The sequence below is a fragment of the Pseudomonas sp. TE12234 genome (assembly GCF_054061835.1).
On record NZ_JBSSEP010000002.1, the window covers coordinates 355,397 to 370,769 of the forward strand.

The window sequence follows — 15,373 nt, forward strand, 5'->3', positions numbered from 1 at the left end:
CATCGCGAGCAACCCGCTCCCACAAGGGTCACAAGGACCCTGTCGGAGCGAGTTCACTCGCGATGCAGGCAAGCGTTTTTGGTTCAACCTTCGGGGCGCAACATCAACACGGCCAGCGGCGGCAAATTCAGCACCAATGACAACGCCTGCCCATGACTGGGCGCCTCCTCGGTGTACGCCCCGCCACTGTTGCCGTAGTTGGAGCCGGCATAGGTCGCCGAATCACTGTTCATCAATTCGGTCCAGCGCCCGGCAAACGGAACACCGATGCGATAAGCCTCACGCGGTACCGGGGTGAAGTTCGCCACCACCAGCACCGGCCTGCCGTCCTTGCTCCAGCGCAACCACGCATACACGCTGTTGATCGCATCGTCGCCGATCAACCACTGGAAGCCTTGGGGCACATCGTCCTGCTCATACAGCGCCGGCTCTTCGCGGTACAACCGATTGAGGTCGCTCACCAGTTTCTGAACACCTTTGTGCTCGGAGTACTGCAACAAGTACCAATCCAGTTGCTGGTCGTGGTTCCACTCGCGCCATTGGCCGAACTCACAGCCCATGAACAACAGTTTCTTGCCGGGATGTGCCCACATGAAACTCAGGTAAGCCCGCAGATTGGCAAATTTCTGCCAGCGGTCACCGGGCATCTTGTCGATGAGCGAATGCTTGCCGTGCACCACTTCGTCGTGGGAGATCGGCAGGATGAAGCGCTCGGACCAGGCGTAGACCAGGCCGAAACTCAGCTCGTTGTGATGATGGGCGCGGTACACCGGGTCCTGCTGGATGTAATGCAACGAATCGTGCATCCAGCCCATGTTCCATTTGTAGGCGAAGCCCAGGCCACCCTGTTGCGTGCTCTGGCTGACACCCGGCCATGCGGTGGACTCCTCGGCGATCACCAGGGCACCCGGCGCTTCCAGGGCCACGACGTCGTTGAGGTGACGCAGGAAGTCGATGGCTTCGAGGTTTTCTCGACCACCATGGCGATTCGGCACCCATTCGCCAGCCTTGCGCGAGTAATCGCGATAGAGCATCGACGCCACCGCGTCGACCCGCAGGCCGTCGACATGGAAATGCTTGAGCCAGTGCAACGCCGACGCCAGCATGTAGCCATGCACTTCGGTGCGGCCGAGGTTATAAATCAGCGTGTCCCAATCCTGATGAAAGCCTTCCTGGGGATTGCCGTACTCGTACAGTGCGGTGCCGTCGAACTGCGCCAGGCCATGGGTGTCAGTGGGGAAATGCGCCGGCACCCAGTCGAGGATCACCCCGATGTCGGCCTGGTGGCAGGCATTGACGAACGCCGCGAACTCATCCCCGGTGCCGTAGCGGGCGCTGGTGGCGAATTGCGAGAGCAGTTGATAGCCCCACGATCCGCCAAACGGGTGCTCCATGATCGGCATCAGCTCGATGTGGGTGAAACCCAGCTCCTTCACATACGGAATCAGCCGCTCGGCCAGCTCCGGCCAGGTGTACTGGCGAGCCACTTCGCCCAGATCATCCAGCTCGCATTGCCACGAGCCGGCGTGCAGTTCGTAAATGGACAAAGGTGCTGTCGGACGCTGACGCTCGCCACGGGACTGCATCCATTCCTGGTCCTGCCAGTCGATCTTCAGCGGTGACGCCACTTTCGAGGCGGTGTCCGGCGGCAGCGACGTGGCGAGGGCCATGGGGTCGGCCTTCAGCGGCAGAATCCCGTCCTTGCCAAGAATCTCGTACTTGTACGCCTCCCCCGCTTGCAGGCGCGGAATGAACAGCTCCCAGACACCCGTGGGATGACGCAGACGCATCGGATGGCGGCGACCATCCCAGACGTTGAAATCACCGACCACCGACACCCGCCGGGCATTCGGCGCCCATACGGCGAAACGCACGCCATCGACACCGTCGACCGACATCAGCTGCGCACCCAGGCAACTGCTAAGGTCGCGGTGATTGCCCTCGGCGAACAGGTAGAGATCCATTTCACCGAGCAGCGGACCGAAACTGTACGGGTCTTCGGCGATCTGTTCGCCGCCAGCCCAGCGAGTGCGCAGCAGATAAGGTTGCGCCCGGTCGAAATGCCCGACAAACAGTCCCGGTGTCTGAGTCAACTCCAGGTGACCGAGTTCTTCTCCCGATTCCCTGGCCACCACCTGCACGCTCAAGGCGTCTGGCAGATAAGCCCGAATGAACTGTCCTCCGGCGCCATCGCCATGGGGACCGAGTATTGCAAAGGGGTCGTGATGCTCGGCGCGCACCAGCGCATCAATGTCCCGCGCCCTGGGTAGCAGTGCTTCTTCATACTGACCCTGTTCCTTGTTCGAGAAACTCATGACTACTCTCCACCAAGATCGGAAAAGGGTTTAAGCCCATTCAATAACCCGTACAAACCGTGCAACGGCACGGACAGCCATGTGGGGCGATTCTCTGCCTCGTAGGCCACTTCGTACGCTGCCTTCTCCAGACCGAACAACGCCAGCGCGGCGTCCTCGCCTTCAGGATCTTGCCATGCATGGCCAAGACTAGCTGCCGCCAGCCGATAAGCGTCGACAAATGCTTGCCGCGCTTCGCTCAAGTAGCGATCGGAAACCCGTTGGCGAGCCGCGCGGGCTTCAGCAGTGTTATCAACGTTATGCACGTTGATGGCCATGGCCGCAGCGTAGTCGAAAGATCGCAAAACGCCGCTCACATCTTTAAATGGACTGTGCTTGCCACGACGTTCATGCAACGGTCGCGCCGGTTCGCCTTCGAAGTCGATCAGATACGCATCACCCTTGATCACCAGTACCTGCCCCAGATGCAAGTCGCCGTGCACGCGAATCTTCAGTCCTCCCACGGATTTTTTGCCCAGTGCCTGCACATGGCTGAGGATGGCTTTTTTGTTGTCCAGTAACCGGCTGACCAGGCCTTTGTCCGCCGGGTTCAGTTCGGTTTGATGCTCTTTAAGCAACTTCAACGCATGCTCGATCTGTGCCACGACATCCTTGGCCGAAGCCTGTGCCTCTTTTTGCGTAGTGACGTGCGGAGCGAAATCCGGATTGTCGCTCGGCGCCGCCAGCACCTGGTGCATTTCCCCCAGGCGCTGCCCCAGCATGGCAGCGAAATCTTTCAATTCACCGAGCGCGTTGTAGTGTTGTTCCTGCTCGGACATGGCGTCCGCCAACTCATCGCGCAGCGCTCGCTCCAGGTTGTTCTGCGTCCACTCCCAGGCGTCGCCCTGATTGCTCAAGTAGCCTTGGGCAATCATCAGCAAGTTGTCCTCGCCTCTGGCGTCCTGGCGCACCACGGCACCCAGCAACGGCGAAATATTGCGGAAACCGGCGCGTGTCAGATAGGCACTCATCTCCAGTTCCGGGTGCACACCGGCGGCGACTTTGCGGATCAGCTTCAACACCAGGCTGTTGCCGATCACCACTGAACTGTTCGATTGCTCGGCAGACAGGTAACGCACTTCCGATTCAGCCGTCAGCCCCAGCTTGGCCAGTTCGGCAGTTGGCTCGAAGCGGATCTCGCCACCGTCCGACGGCAGCACCAGATGGTCCTGCATGCCCCGCAACACGGTGTGGATGAAATTCTCGAGACTGAAGGCATCGGTGATCAAGCCGACCTGCGGCCCTCGACGAACCCGTGACAGTGCCAGCTGCTGCGGCAGTGCCGTCCCGACCTGGTCTTCAGCAATGAAGCCGAACGGCAGTTGGTAACGGCTGGTCTGCCCACCGCTGGTGACTTCAATTTCACTTAACAGCACCGGGTGCGTGGCATCACCAAAACGCACACCATAGGCCAGGTGGACCTGGTCGATGGCCGCGTCCTTGCCGGCGAACCAGCGGCGGTTTTGCAACCAGTTGGGCAAAATGTCCTGTTCAAGCGTGTTGCGCGCCGGGGCTTCGAGCAGCTCTTCCATGCGTTTTTTCAGGACCAGCGTGGTGAAGTCCGGCAAGCTTTGTGCGGGCTCCACATGCCAGCTCGGCATCTGGTTTTCCGTGGCCAGTACGAACCAGTAGAAGCCGTAAGGCGCCAGGGTCAGGAGAAAATTCAGCTGGCCGATCGGCGGAAACGCGTTACCGCCGAGCATCTCCACCGGCACCATGCCGACGTAGGCCGACAGGTCCAGCTCCGCCGCCTGCGCACTGCGCGACACGTTGGCCACACACAGAATGATTTCGTGCCTGCCGTCCGCCCCGGTGAATTCGCGGGTATAGGCCAGGATCCTGCGGTTGCTCGGCGAGAGCATTTTCAAGGTACCGCGCCCGAACGCCTTGGATTGCTTGCGCACCGCGAGCATCCGCCGGGTCCAGTTCAACAGCGAATGCGGGTCGCCGGCCTGGGTTTCGACGTTGACCGAGAGATAGCCGTATTGCGGGTCCATGATCGGCGGCAGCACCAGGCTCGCCGGATCGGCGCGGGAGAAGCCGCCGTTACGGTCGATCGACCATTGCATCGGCGTGCGTACGCCATCGCGGTCGCCGAGGTAGATGTTGTCGCCCATGCCGATTTCATCGCCGTAGTACAGCGTCGGCGTGCCGGGCATCGACAGCAGCAGGCTGTTGAGCAACTCCACCCGGCGTCGATCACGCTCCATCAAGGGCGCCAGGCGACGGCGAATCCCCAGGTTGATACGCGCACGACGATCAGCCGCGTAGTAGTTCCACAGGTAATCGCGCTCCTTGTCGGTGACCATCTCCAGGGTCAGCTCATCGTGATTGCGCAGGAAAATCGCCCACTGGCAATTGGCAGGGATTTCCGGGGTCTGGCGCAGGATGTCGGTGATCGGGAAGCGGTCTTCCTGGGCCAGCGCCATGTACATGCGCGGCATCAGCGGAAAGTGAAAGGCCATGTGGCATTCATCGCCGTTGAGGCCCTGTTTGTCGGTGTCGCCGAAATACAATTGCGTGTCTTCGGGCCATTGATTGGCCTCGGCCAGCAACATGCGGTCCGGGTAATTGGCGTCGATTTCAGCACGGATCTGCTTGAGGACGTCGTGGGTCTCGGGAAGGTTTTCGTTGTTGGTGCCGTCGCGCTCGATCAAGTACGGGATCGCGTCGAGGCGCAGTCCGTCAATGCCCATGTCGAGCCAGTAACGCATCACTGACAGGACCGCTTTCATGACTTGCGGATTATCGAAGTTCAGGTCCGGCTGGTGCGAATAGAAGCGGTGCCAGAAATACTGGCCGGCGACCGGGTCCCAGGTCCAGTTGGACTTTTCGGTGTCGAGAAAAATGATGCGCGTACCGTCGTACTTTTGATCGTCATCGGACCACACGTAGAAATCCCGCGCCGCCGAACCTTTCTTGGCCTTGCGTGCGCGCTGGAACCAGGCGTGCTGGTCGGAGGTATGGTTGATGACCAGTTCGGTGATCACCCGCAAGCCGCGTTTGTGTGCCTCGGCGATAAAGCGCCTGGCGTCGGCCAGGGTGCCGTAGTCGCTGTGGACGCCGCGATATTCGGCGATGTCATAGCCATCGTCGCGCCGTGGCGAGGGGTAGAACGGCAAGAGCCAGATGGTGTTGACGCCGAGGTCGGCAATGTAATCGAGCTTGGCGATCAGGCCGGGAAAATCGCCAATCCCGTCATTGTTGGAGTCGAAAAACGATTTGACGTGAACCTGATAGATCACCGCATCCTTGTACCAGAGCGGGTCCTTGATGAAGGTGGCTGCCTTGGGTTTCTTCGCCATTGGAAACTCCTTTCGCATTCGAACTAACCTCTGAGCCGATCACCCATTCAATTTTGGTTATTACCTGTGGTGGACTCAGGACGCGGTGATCCGCCAGATCCCGAACGGCTGGTGCGCCGGGTCGATCTGCATGAACTGGTACTTGCCGTACCAGGTCCAGCGATGACCGTTCATCAAGTCTTCGCCGTGGGTAGTGGCATCGTCGGGCAAGCCCATTTCCCACAGCGGCAATTCGAAATTCGCCTCCTGCGGGTGATGCGGGTCGAGGTTGACGGCCACCAGGATGAAATTGCTGCCATCGACGCTGCGTTTGCCGAAATACAGAATGTTGTCGTTCCAGGCGTTGTAGACCTTCAGGCCCAAATGCGTGTGCAGCGCAGGGTTTTGCCGGCGGATGCGGTTGAGCTGGGCAATCTCCGCAATGATGTTGCCCGGTGCGGTGAAGTCCCGCGGGCGGATCTCGTACTTCTCGGAGTCCAGGTATTCCTCCTTGCCCGGAATCGCTGCCGACTCACACAACTCAAACCCGGAATACATGCCCCACAACCCCGAGCCCATGGTCGCCAGTGCCGCGCGAATCAGAAACCCGGGTCGCCCGGAATCGTGCAGGAACGCCGGATTGATGTCCGGCGTGTTGACGAAGAAGTTTGGCCGGAAGCATTCACGCCATGGCGACTCGTTCAGCTCGGTGAAATAGGTCGCCAGTTCCTGTTTGGTATTGCGCCAGGTGAAATAGGTGTAGCTCTGGGAGTAACCGACCTTGCCCAGCCGCGCCATCATCGCCGGCGTGGTAAAGGCCTCGGCAAGGAAAATCACCTCGGGATACAACGCACGCACATCGGCGATCAGCCACTGCCAGAACGGCAACGGTTTGGTGTGCGGGTTGTCGACGCGAAAGAGCTTCACGCCCTCCTCGACCCAGCCCACCACGATATCGCGCAATTCAACCCACAAGCTGGGAATCGCCTCGGCGGCGTAGAAATCGACATTGACGATGTCCTGGTATTTTTTCGGCGGGTTCTCGGCGTATTTGATCGTACCGTCAGGGCGCCAGTTGAACCAACCGGGATGCTGCTGCAGCCATGGATGGTCCTGGGAGCACTGAATGGCGAAGTCGAGGGCGATTTCCAGTCCGTATTCAGACGCGGCCACCACCAGTCGGCGGAAGTCTTCACGGGTGCCCAGTTGCGAATGAATCGCCTCATGGCCGCCCTCTTCGCTACCGATGGCGTAGGGGCTGCCGGGGTCGTCCGGCCCGGCGGTCAGGGAATTGTTCGGGCCTTTGCGATAACTGCGACCGATCGGGTGAATCGGCGGGAAATAAAGCACGTCGAAGCCCATGTCCTGAATCATCGGCAAACGCGAATGCACGTCGTTGAAGGTGCCGTGGCGAGCCGGATCATCGGTGATCGAACGTGGGAACAATTCATACCAACTGGCGAACTGCGCCAGTTCGCGCTCGACATCAACCGGAAACTCGGGGCTCAGACTCAGGTAAGCACGGTGATCGGCCTGGGCCATCAACCCAGCGCTACGGTGGTGCAGAAACAACGCGACCTGCTCGGTTTCGAGCAATCCGCACAATTCATGGTGCAGCGCCGCCAGTTGCTCGCTCAGTTGCCCCTCGGTGCGCTCGGCCGCTTGCTGAACGTGAAGGCGACCTTCCTGCAACTCCAGGCTGACGGGGACGGAGGCCATGTGCTTTTTTTCCAGCTCATGAAGGAAACTGGCGAATTGATCGATCCAGGCCTCGATACAGAACACATAACGCCCCTGGTCTTCGACGCGGAAGCGGCCTTGCCAGGCATTGTTGCCCAGAGCGGTCATGACTTCGCTGTGCCAGACCTCATCGCCCTCGGTGCGCCAACGTACCCGTACCGCGAGCCGGTCATGGCCGTCGGCATACACTTTACTGGTGACCACCACGTCCTGACCCACCACCGCCTTGACAGCGAATTGCCCGCCGTCGAGGGTCGGCATGGTGTTTTCAATCACGATCCGTGGCAGCAATAGAGCCTGCGACAGCGGCATGTGCGGGTTGTAGCTCAATTCTGTCGGTTTTTCAGTCGTCATCGAGCATCTCTCCGTTACGCCCCATGGACGCTCTTGTGTCTGGTTGTCATCCCGATTAACTCACTTAGGTTCCGAGCGCCGGGCGCCCGGAAAAGTTCATCGATAATTGGCCGGAATCAAATCCGTAGCGTGGCGGTCAATCAACTTAAGCACGACTCACGCCATGTGCCACTGGAGGCTAGACCATGACCAATCCATTCCCGGGCGAAACACCCGATCCGAATATCGACAATCCGGTAATCCCACCGACCGACCCACAACCTGTTCCCGAGCAGGAACCACCCGGCACCACGCCACCACGGGAAGAACCGCCTGACACCATGCCGCCGGTGATTGTGACGCCGGAATGACCCTAGGCTGACGATCTTTCACCGTTGTACCTGTAGGAGCGAGCCCGAATGCAATGGAATATCGAGCACCGCTGAGTGTCTGGCTGCTCGCGTCATCGTTAACGACCTTCGCGAGCAGGCTCGCTCCTACAGGTGGTCGCTCTTCCTTTCGAGCATCGTCAAGATTCTCGGCACCACACTGAAAATCACCAGCGCCAACACTGTACTGAACACCGCCGTCGCTTCCCTGCCCAACCCGGCGGAGACGCCGATGGCGGCGGTCATCCATAAGCCGGCGGCGGTGGTCAGGCCTTTGACGTGGCCTTCGTCGCCTTCCTGGTTTTTCAGGATGGTGCCGGCGCCGAGGAAGCCGATGCCGGCGATGACGCCCTGCACGACCCGGCTCATGGCATCGGCCTGGGATCCGGACATCTGTGGCACCAATACGAATAGCGCCGCGCCGAGTGCCACCAGCATATGGGTACGTACGCCTGCGGCCTTGCCCTTGCTCTCGCGTTCGAAGCCGAGAATGCCGCCCAGGGTCGCGGCGATCAGCAGGCGCACGGTGATGCGCGTCAGTTGGGAAGCGTCGCCGATGTCAGCGAATTCGGCCTGCAGGGTCACCCAGACTTCATGCCACCAGGCGTTCATGGCGCTGTCCTTGAGAAGGTCATGGAAGGTGGACAGCGACGACCATTAATCGGTTTCACAGAACGATGACCGCCGGGTGTGCCCTAAGACTGTAGATCCCGCTGAAAAGAAGGACACTCCCATGACCGTGCGCATTGAAAACCAGACCTGCTTCTTTACCACCGAAAACGGCGAAGAAATTCGACTGTGTCCCGACGTCACCATTGTCACCGACGGGGAAAAAGCCATGTCTGCGGTAGACATCAACGGCCAGCACATTTACATCACCGAAGCAGAAGCCGACGCATTGACCGTCGCAGGCGCGGTGGACGGTCGCCGGCATCTGAAGGCGACTGACAGTGATTCGGTGATTTGACTGACCCGAATCAACATTGGCTGAAAACACCTGATATAGCCAACTGCGTGCCGCCGAGGCAGGTGCTTCAACTTGTCGCAGGATCGCACGCGACCGCCATCTGATCCGGTTTTTATTGCGATACCTGAGTCTGTTATGCAAACAGATGGCCGCTCATAGTGCTCATGCCTGATGGAGGCTGATGAGCGAAAGACCATGAGCGAGAGAATCCCCGTCCGAACCGTAGAAAGTGCCCCAATCGTAAGAACCCATGAACCTTCACGCCCCAAGATGAAGGTCAAGACCAGCGACAACCTGATCCATACCCGCAGCTTCACCGGTGTATTCCGCACCCTGCGCATGAGTGGTGCGGGATTTCTGTTTCTGCTGTTCTTCGGCACCGTATGGTTGAACTGGGGTGGGCGCCAAGCGGTGCTCTGGGACCTGTCCGAAAGCAAGTTCCACATCTTCGGCGCGACGTTCTGGCCACAGGATTTCATCCTGCTCTCGGCCCTGCTGATCATTGCCGCGTTCGGCCTGTTTGCGATCACCGTGTTCGCCGGGCGGGTCTGGTGTGGCTATACCTGCCCGCAAAGTTCCTGGACCTGGATCTTCATGTGGTGCGAGAAAATCACCGAGGGCGAACGTCACCAGCGCATCAAACTGCAAGCCGCGCCCTGGGGCTTGAACAAGCTGATGCGCCGCTCGGCCAAGCACACGCTGTGGCTGGCCATCAGCCTGCTGACCGGCCTGACCTTCGTCGGTTACTTCACGCCGATCCGGCCGCTGGCCGAAGAACTGCTGACCTTGCAGTTGAGTGGTGTCAGCCTGTTCTGGGTGCTGTTCTTCACCGGCGCCACCTACATCAATGCCGGTTGGCTGCGTGAAGCGGTGTGCATGCACATGTGCCCCTATGCGCGGTTCCAGAGCGTGATGTTCGACAAGGACACCCTGACCATTTCCTACGACGTCGCCCGGGGCGAAAGCCGTGGCCCGCGCAAACGCGAGGTCAAACCGGCCGAAGTCGGGTTGGGTGATTGCATTGATTGCCAACTGTGCGTGCAGGTTTGCCCGACCGGCATCGACATCCGCGATGGCTTGCAGATGGAATGCATCGGCTGCGCCGCGTGCATCGACGCCTGTGATTCGATCATGGACAAAATGGGCTACGCTCGCGGGCTGATCAGCTACACCTCGGAGCACCAACTGCAAGGCGGCAAGACTCATCTGTTGCGTCCACGACTGATCGGCTACACCGCCGTGCTGCTGGTGATGATCGGCGCCTTGGTACTGGCCTTGGTCGAACGGCCAATGGTGTCGCTGGACGTCAGCAAGGACCGCGGCCTGTTCCGCGAAAACAGCCAGGGGCAGATCGAAAACATCTACAGCCTGAAGATCATCAACAAGACCCAGCAGCGTCAGGACTACCGCCTGGCATTGGTCGACGGCGAAGGTTTCCAGTTGCAGGGCAAGACTGAACTGAGCCTGGCACCCGGCGAAATTGTCGATGTGCCGGTGTCGGTGGCAATGACCACGGACCGTCCGGCCAGCAGCTCGCAAAGCATCGCCTTCAAAATCGTCGACAGCGACGAACCGGGCATCTATAGCGTGGCCAAGAGCCGCTTTGTAGCGCCAATGAACCGCTGAGCCTTTAAGATGCACAGCTTTGTGGCGAGGGAAATTGCACCCTCGCCACCGTTATTCGATTCCATTGCGGGATACCGATGAAACGCTACGAAAAATTCGCCGACGACATCGCAGAACTGATCCGCTCCGGTGTCCTGGGCCCCGGACAGCGCGTGCCATCGGTGCGCTACGCCAGCCAGACCTACGGCGTCAGCCCCTCCACCGTGTTCCAGGCGTATTACCTGCTGGAGCGCCGCGGCTTGATCCGCGCCCGGCCGCGATCCGGCTATTTCGTCAATGCCCATGCACCGCGACCGTTTTCCGAGCCGGAAATCAGCAGCCAGGTCAACGAATCGACTGAAGTCGACGTCAGCGAACTGGTGTTCTCGGTCCTCGACTCGATCAAGGACCCGAACACTGTGCCCTTCGGCTCGGCGTTCCCCAGCCCGACCCTGTTTCCGCTGCAACGGCTTTCGCGGTCGCTGGCCAGTGCCAGCCGCGAGATGGACCCGCGCATGGTCGTGACCGATATGTCGCCGGGCAACCCGCAATTGCGTCGGCAAATCGCCCTGCGCTACATGGTCGGCGGGCTGATGCTGCCCATGGAAGAACTGCTGATCACCAACGGCGCACTGGAAGCGCTGAATCTGTGCCTGCAAGCCGTGACCCAACCCGGCGACCTGGTAGCCATCGAAGCCCCGGCGTTCTATGCCTGCCTGCAAATCCTCGAGCGGCTGAAACTCAAAGCCGTGGAAATTCCGGTGCACCCGCGCGACGGCATCGACCTCGGCGTCCTCGCGCAAACCCTGGAACGCCACCCGATCAAGGCCTGCTGGTGCATGACCAGCTTCCAGAATCCCATGGGCGCCACCATGCCCGAGGCGAAGAAACAGGAACTGGTGGAGCTGCTGCGCCGTCACCAGGTACCGCTGATCGAAGACGATGTCTACGCCGAGTTGTATTACGGACAACAGGCACCGAAACCGGCCAAGGCGTTTGATACCGAAGGCCTGGTCATGCATTGTGGCTCCTTCGCCAAAAGTCTTGCGCCCGGTTATCGCATTGGCTGGGTGGCCGCAGGCCGTTACGCGCAGAAAATCGAACGCCTCAAACTCATGACGTCTCTGTGCGCCTCGATGCCGGCTCAGGCCGCCATTGCCGATTACCTGCAGCACGGCGGTTACGATCGGCATCTGCGCAAACTGCGTTATGCCCTGGAAGAACAACAAAGCGCGATGCTCGCGGCCATCGCTCGCTACTTTCCGGCACAGACTCGCGTCAGCCAGCCAGCAGGCGGGTACTTTTTATGGCTGGAATTGCCGGAGCAGATGGATTCGTTGAAGTTGTTTCAAATGGCCTTGGCCCAGGGCATCAGTATTGCGCCGGGGCCGATATTCTCGCCGACCCAAAGATTCAGGAATTGCATTCGCTTGAATTACGGGAGCCCGTGGGATGAGGCGGCGGAAAAGGCGATGGAGACGTTGGGGCGGATTATTCGATCGTTCTGACGTTCAGATGTCGCTTGAAAGAACGCAATCGCGAGCAGGCTCGCTCCCACAGGGGTACACGGTCAACCTTGGGAGCGAGCTTGCTCCCAAAGGGTACACGGTCAATTGTGGGAGCGAGCCTGCTCGCGAAGAGGCCAGACCTGACAGCGACCATCCAGAGGTCTAACGTCCCCCCCCCAAATCAACGAAGGTCCCGGTCGCGTACGAAGCCTTGTCCGACAGCAACCAGACTATCGCCTCGGCCACTTCATCCGGACGCCCGCCCCGGGCCATGGGTATCGCCGACTCCAGTTTGCTGACCCGATCAGGGTCGCCGCTCAGTGCGTGGAAATCGGTATAGATATAGCCGGGGCGTACGGCGTTGACGCGGATGCCTTCGCCGGCCACTTCCTTGGACAGGCCAATGGTGAAGGTATCGAGTGCGCCCTTGGAGGCGGCGTAGTCGACGTATTCGTTGGGTGCCCCCAGACGGGCGGCGACCGAGGACACATTGACGATGCTGCCGCCCTGCCCGCCGTGCTTGGGCGACATGCGCAGAATCGCGTGCTTGGCGCACAGGACGGGCGCCAGCACATTGGTCTTGAGGGTTCTGAGGATACGAAATTCGGACATTTCGTCGACACGGGACTTGTGTCCCACGGTACCGGCGTTGTTCACCAGCGCGGTGACCCGGCCAAGTTCGGTATCAACCCGGTGAAACAGCGCGATCACTTCGTCTTCGATGCTGACATCGGCCCGTACGGCGATGGCCTGGGCACCCAGCGCGCGGACTTTCTCCAGCACGCCCTGCGCCGCTTGTTCATCGGCCTGATAGTTGATGCAGATCCGGTAACCTTGTTCGGCGGCCAACAGGGCTGTGGCGGCACCGATGCCGCGACTGCCGCCGGTGATGATAATGACTTTGTCCATGCAGGCTTTCCCCGTTTCAAGCGTAAGCGTTCCGGGGGCAAGAATAACCGTCCTCGTCGGTTTTTGCATGAACCTGTCGCCTGCTCCCGGTTCACAAACGCCGGTCAAACCACCGCCAATTGCTCCGAACGATGGATCTCCACCATGAAACGCTCGGCGGGCAATGGATGCCCGAGCAGGTAACCCTGCAACGAGTCGCACCCGAGTTGGGTCAGGAAGTCCTGTTGCGACCCGGTTTCCACGCCTTCGGCGACGATCCGCAAACCCAGTGCCTGGCCCAGGGCGACGATGGCGGAAACAATCGCGGCATCGTCGCTGTCGCGCTCCAGGTCACGCACAAACCCGCGGTCGATTTTCAGTTCGTTGGCCGGCAGACGCTTGAGATACATCAAACTGGAATAGCCGGTACCGAAATCATCGATGGACAGGTCAACGCCCATGTCCGACAGCGCCTGAAGTACCGTCATGCTCGCATCGGCATCACTCATGGCGGTGGTTTCAGTGATTTCCAGGGTCAGGCTGTTGGCCGGCAGATGATGCGTGGCCAGCGCCTTGGCGACACTCTGTACCAGGCCGACATGGCAGAACTGCAAGGCGGAAAGATTCACCGCGATGCGCCAGTCGGTGTAGCCGAGCACGTACCACTCGCGCATCTGGCGGCAGGCTTCGTTGAGCACCCAGTCACCAATCGGAATGATCAGCCCGGTCTTTTCCGCGAGATCGATGAACTTGTCCGGCAGCAACATGCCCTGCGTCGGGTGCTCCCAGCGCAACAACGCCTCGGCACCGACCGGCCGACCGTTACCGGCGTCGAACTTGGGCTGGTAGTGAAGGCTGAACTCGTTGTGGTCCAGGGCGTTGCGCAGGTCCTGCAGCAGTTGCAGTTGCTTGCGCGCGTTGCTGTTCATCGAGGCATCGAAGAAGCTGTAACCGTTTTTGCCGGCGCCCTTGGCGTGATACATCGCCGCATCGGCATTCATCAGCAATTCGTGGGCGGTCTGGCCATTGCCCGGATACAGCGCAATACCGACGCTGGCAGAGATCTGCAAGTCATGTTCGGCGACCCGGAACGAACGGGCGATCAACCCGACCTGGCGCGCCGCCAGGCCCATGGCATCGTTCTGCTCACTCAACTGCACCAGCAACACGAACTCATCGCCGCCAATGCGCGCCAAGGTGTCCTGGCTGCGCAGGTCTTCACGCAAACGCAGGCTGACCTCGCGTAACAGCAAGTCACCCATGTGGTGACCGAAGGCGTCATTGACCGGCTTGAAGCCGTCCAGATCGATGAACATCAACGCAAAACACCCACCTTCGGCGTCCACCCTGGACATCGCCTGGTCGATGCGGTCGGCCAGCAGCACCCGATTCGGCAAACCGGTCAGGGTGTCGTGCAGGGCCAATTGGGTGAGTTCGCGGTTGGCTTCGGTCAGCGACTGGGCAAGGCTGGCGGTGCGGGCCTCCAGGCGCGCGTCGAGGATCGACGTCAACAAGGCAATGCTCAACACCGCCAGGGTGGTGATCAGCACGAGATTGTCCAGGCCTTTGCCATTCAGGCCATTGACCGCCGCGCCGCAAAAGCTGCCATCGGGAAAACGCGCAGCCGCCATGCCGGTGTAATGCATGCCGACAATGGCAATCCCCATGATGACTGCCGCACCGCCGCGGATCAGGCGCACATAAGGCGTGTGCTGACGCAAACGGAAGGCAATCCATAGCGCCGCCCCGGAGGCGCCTACCGCGATCAGCAGCGACGCGCTGAACAGCGTCGGGTCGTAATCGATACCCGGCTGCATGCGCATCGCCGCCATGCCGGTGTAATGCATGGCGCTGATCCCGGCACCCATGGCCAGCGCGCCGACAGACAATTGCCACGCCGGCAGTTGCGGCTGACTGACCAGCCACAGGGCAAAGCCGCAAGACAGGACGCCGATCAACAGCGACAGCAGTGTCAAGGCGATGTCATAGCCCAGATCGATGGGCAATTTGAAGGCGAGCATGCCGATGAAATGCATCGACCATACGCCGATGCCCATGGCAAAAGCGCCACCCGCCGTCCATAAATGCACGGCCCGCCCCTTGGCCGTGGCAATGCGTCCAGTCAGGTCGAGTGCGGTGTATGAAGCGAGAATCGCCACACAGAGCGAAATGATAACCAGGGTGGGGGAATAGCTACCGATGAGCATGAGACTTCTCGCGAGCGCCCCCCTTGATGACGGTCATGCCTGGCGGGGCAAATCCGGCGATTGTACTGATTCCAAATGAGAACGCACTCACAAAATTA

At 60.2% G+C, this 15,373-nt stretch carries 10 protein-coding genes; 4 read left to right on the forward strand and 6 right to left on the reverse strand.

Features of this window, described 5'->3' with window-relative positions; all coding sequences use genetic code 11:
* Positions 1 to 83: 83 nt before the first annotated feature.
* The 3 genes from glgB to ACVWYU_RS05330 form a co-directional block, all read right to left on the reverse strand.
* Positions 84 to 2,315 (reverse strand): 1,4-alpha-glucan branching protein GlgB, encoded by a 2,232-nt coding sequence (glgB, locus tag ACVWYU_RS05320; RefSeq protein WP_457372131.1) that lies wholly within the window; start codon positions 2,313 to 2,315, stop codon positions 84 to 86.
* A gap of 2 nt (positions 2,316 to 2,317) precedes the next feature.
* Positions 2,318 to 5,659, reverse strand: a complete 3,342-nt coding sequence (gene treS, locus ACVWYU_RS05325) for a maltose alpha-D-glucosyltransferase (RefSeq protein WP_457372132.1) — start codon at positions 5,657 to 5,659, stop codon at positions 2,318 to 2,320.
* A 75-nt stretch (positions 5,660 to 5,734) separates the two neighbouring features.
* Positions 5,735 to 7,732, reverse strand: coding sequence for an alpha-1,4-glucan--maltose-1-phosphate maltosyltransferase (locus ACVWYU_RS05330; RefSeq protein WP_457372133.1), 1,998 nt, complete (start codon positions 7,730 to 7,732; stop codon positions 5,735 to 5,737).
* Between the two features lie 185 nt (positions 7,733 to 7,917).
* Here ACVWYU_RS05330 and ACVWYU_RS05335 point away from each other — a divergent pair, with 185 nt between their 5' ends.
* Positions 7,918 to 8,082: a hypothetical protein gene (locus ACVWYU_RS05335; RefSeq protein WP_162842371.1), complete on the forward strand. Its 165-nt coding sequence runs from the start codon at positions 7,918 to 7,920 to the stop codon at positions 8,080 to 8,082.
* Positions 8,083 to 8,208: 126 nt separating this feature from the next.
* On the opposite strand, the gene ACVWYU_RS05340 is transcribed toward ACVWYU_RS05335, so the two are convergent.
* Entirely contained in the window at positions 8,209 to 8,712 is a 504-nt protein-coding gene (locus tag ACVWYU_RS05340) for an MgtC/SapB family protein (protein WP_457372134.1), read from the reverse strand.
* Positions 8,713 to 8,833: 121 nt separating this feature from the next.
* Between ACVWYU_RS05340 and ACVWYU_RS05345 the strand changes: the two genes are divergently transcribed.
* The 3 genes from ACVWYU_RS05345 to mapR all read left to right on the forward strand — a co-directional run bounded on the left by ACVWYU_RS05345 (position 8,834) and on the right by mapR (position 12,180).
* Complete coding sequence (locus ACVWYU_RS05345; RefSeq protein ID WP_247255801.1) at positions 8,834 to 9,067, forward strand: DUF3203 family protein; 234 nt, start codon at positions 8,834 to 8,836, stop codon at positions 9,065 to 9,067.
* Between the two features lie 195 nt (positions 9,068 to 9,262).
* Complete coding sequence (gene ccoG / locus ACVWYU_RS05350; protein WP_390956272.1) at positions 9,263 to 10,693, forward strand: cytochrome c oxidase accessory protein CcoG; 1,431 nt, start codon at positions 9,263 to 9,265, stop codon at positions 10,691 to 10,693.
* Positions 10,694 to 10,770: 77 nt separating this feature from the next.
* Positions 10,771 to 12,180, forward strand: coding sequence for a GntR family transcriptional regulator MpaR (gene mapR, locus ACVWYU_RS05355; protein WP_247255799.1), 1,410 nt, complete (start codon positions 10,771 to 10,773; stop codon positions 12,178 to 12,180).
* Between the two features lie 162 nt (positions 12,181 to 12,342).
* Here mapR and ACVWYU_RS05360 read toward each other — a convergent pair whose 3' ends face one another.
* Entirely contained in the window at positions 12,343 to 13,089 is a 747-nt protein-coding gene (locus ACVWYU_RS05360; RefSeq protein WP_090321056.1) for an SDR family oxidoreductase, read from the reverse strand.
* A gap of 104 nt (positions 13,090 to 13,193) precedes the next feature.
* Positions 13,194 to 15,275 carry a putative bifunctional diguanylate cyclase/phosphodiesterase gene (locus ACVWYU_RS05365; protein ID WP_457372135.1) on the reverse strand — a complete coding sequence of 694 codons (2,082 nt, stop codon included), beginning with the start codon at positions 15,273 to 15,275 and terminating at the stop codon, positions 13,194 to 13,196.
* Between the last annotated feature and the right edge of the window lie 98 nt (positions 15,276 to 15,373).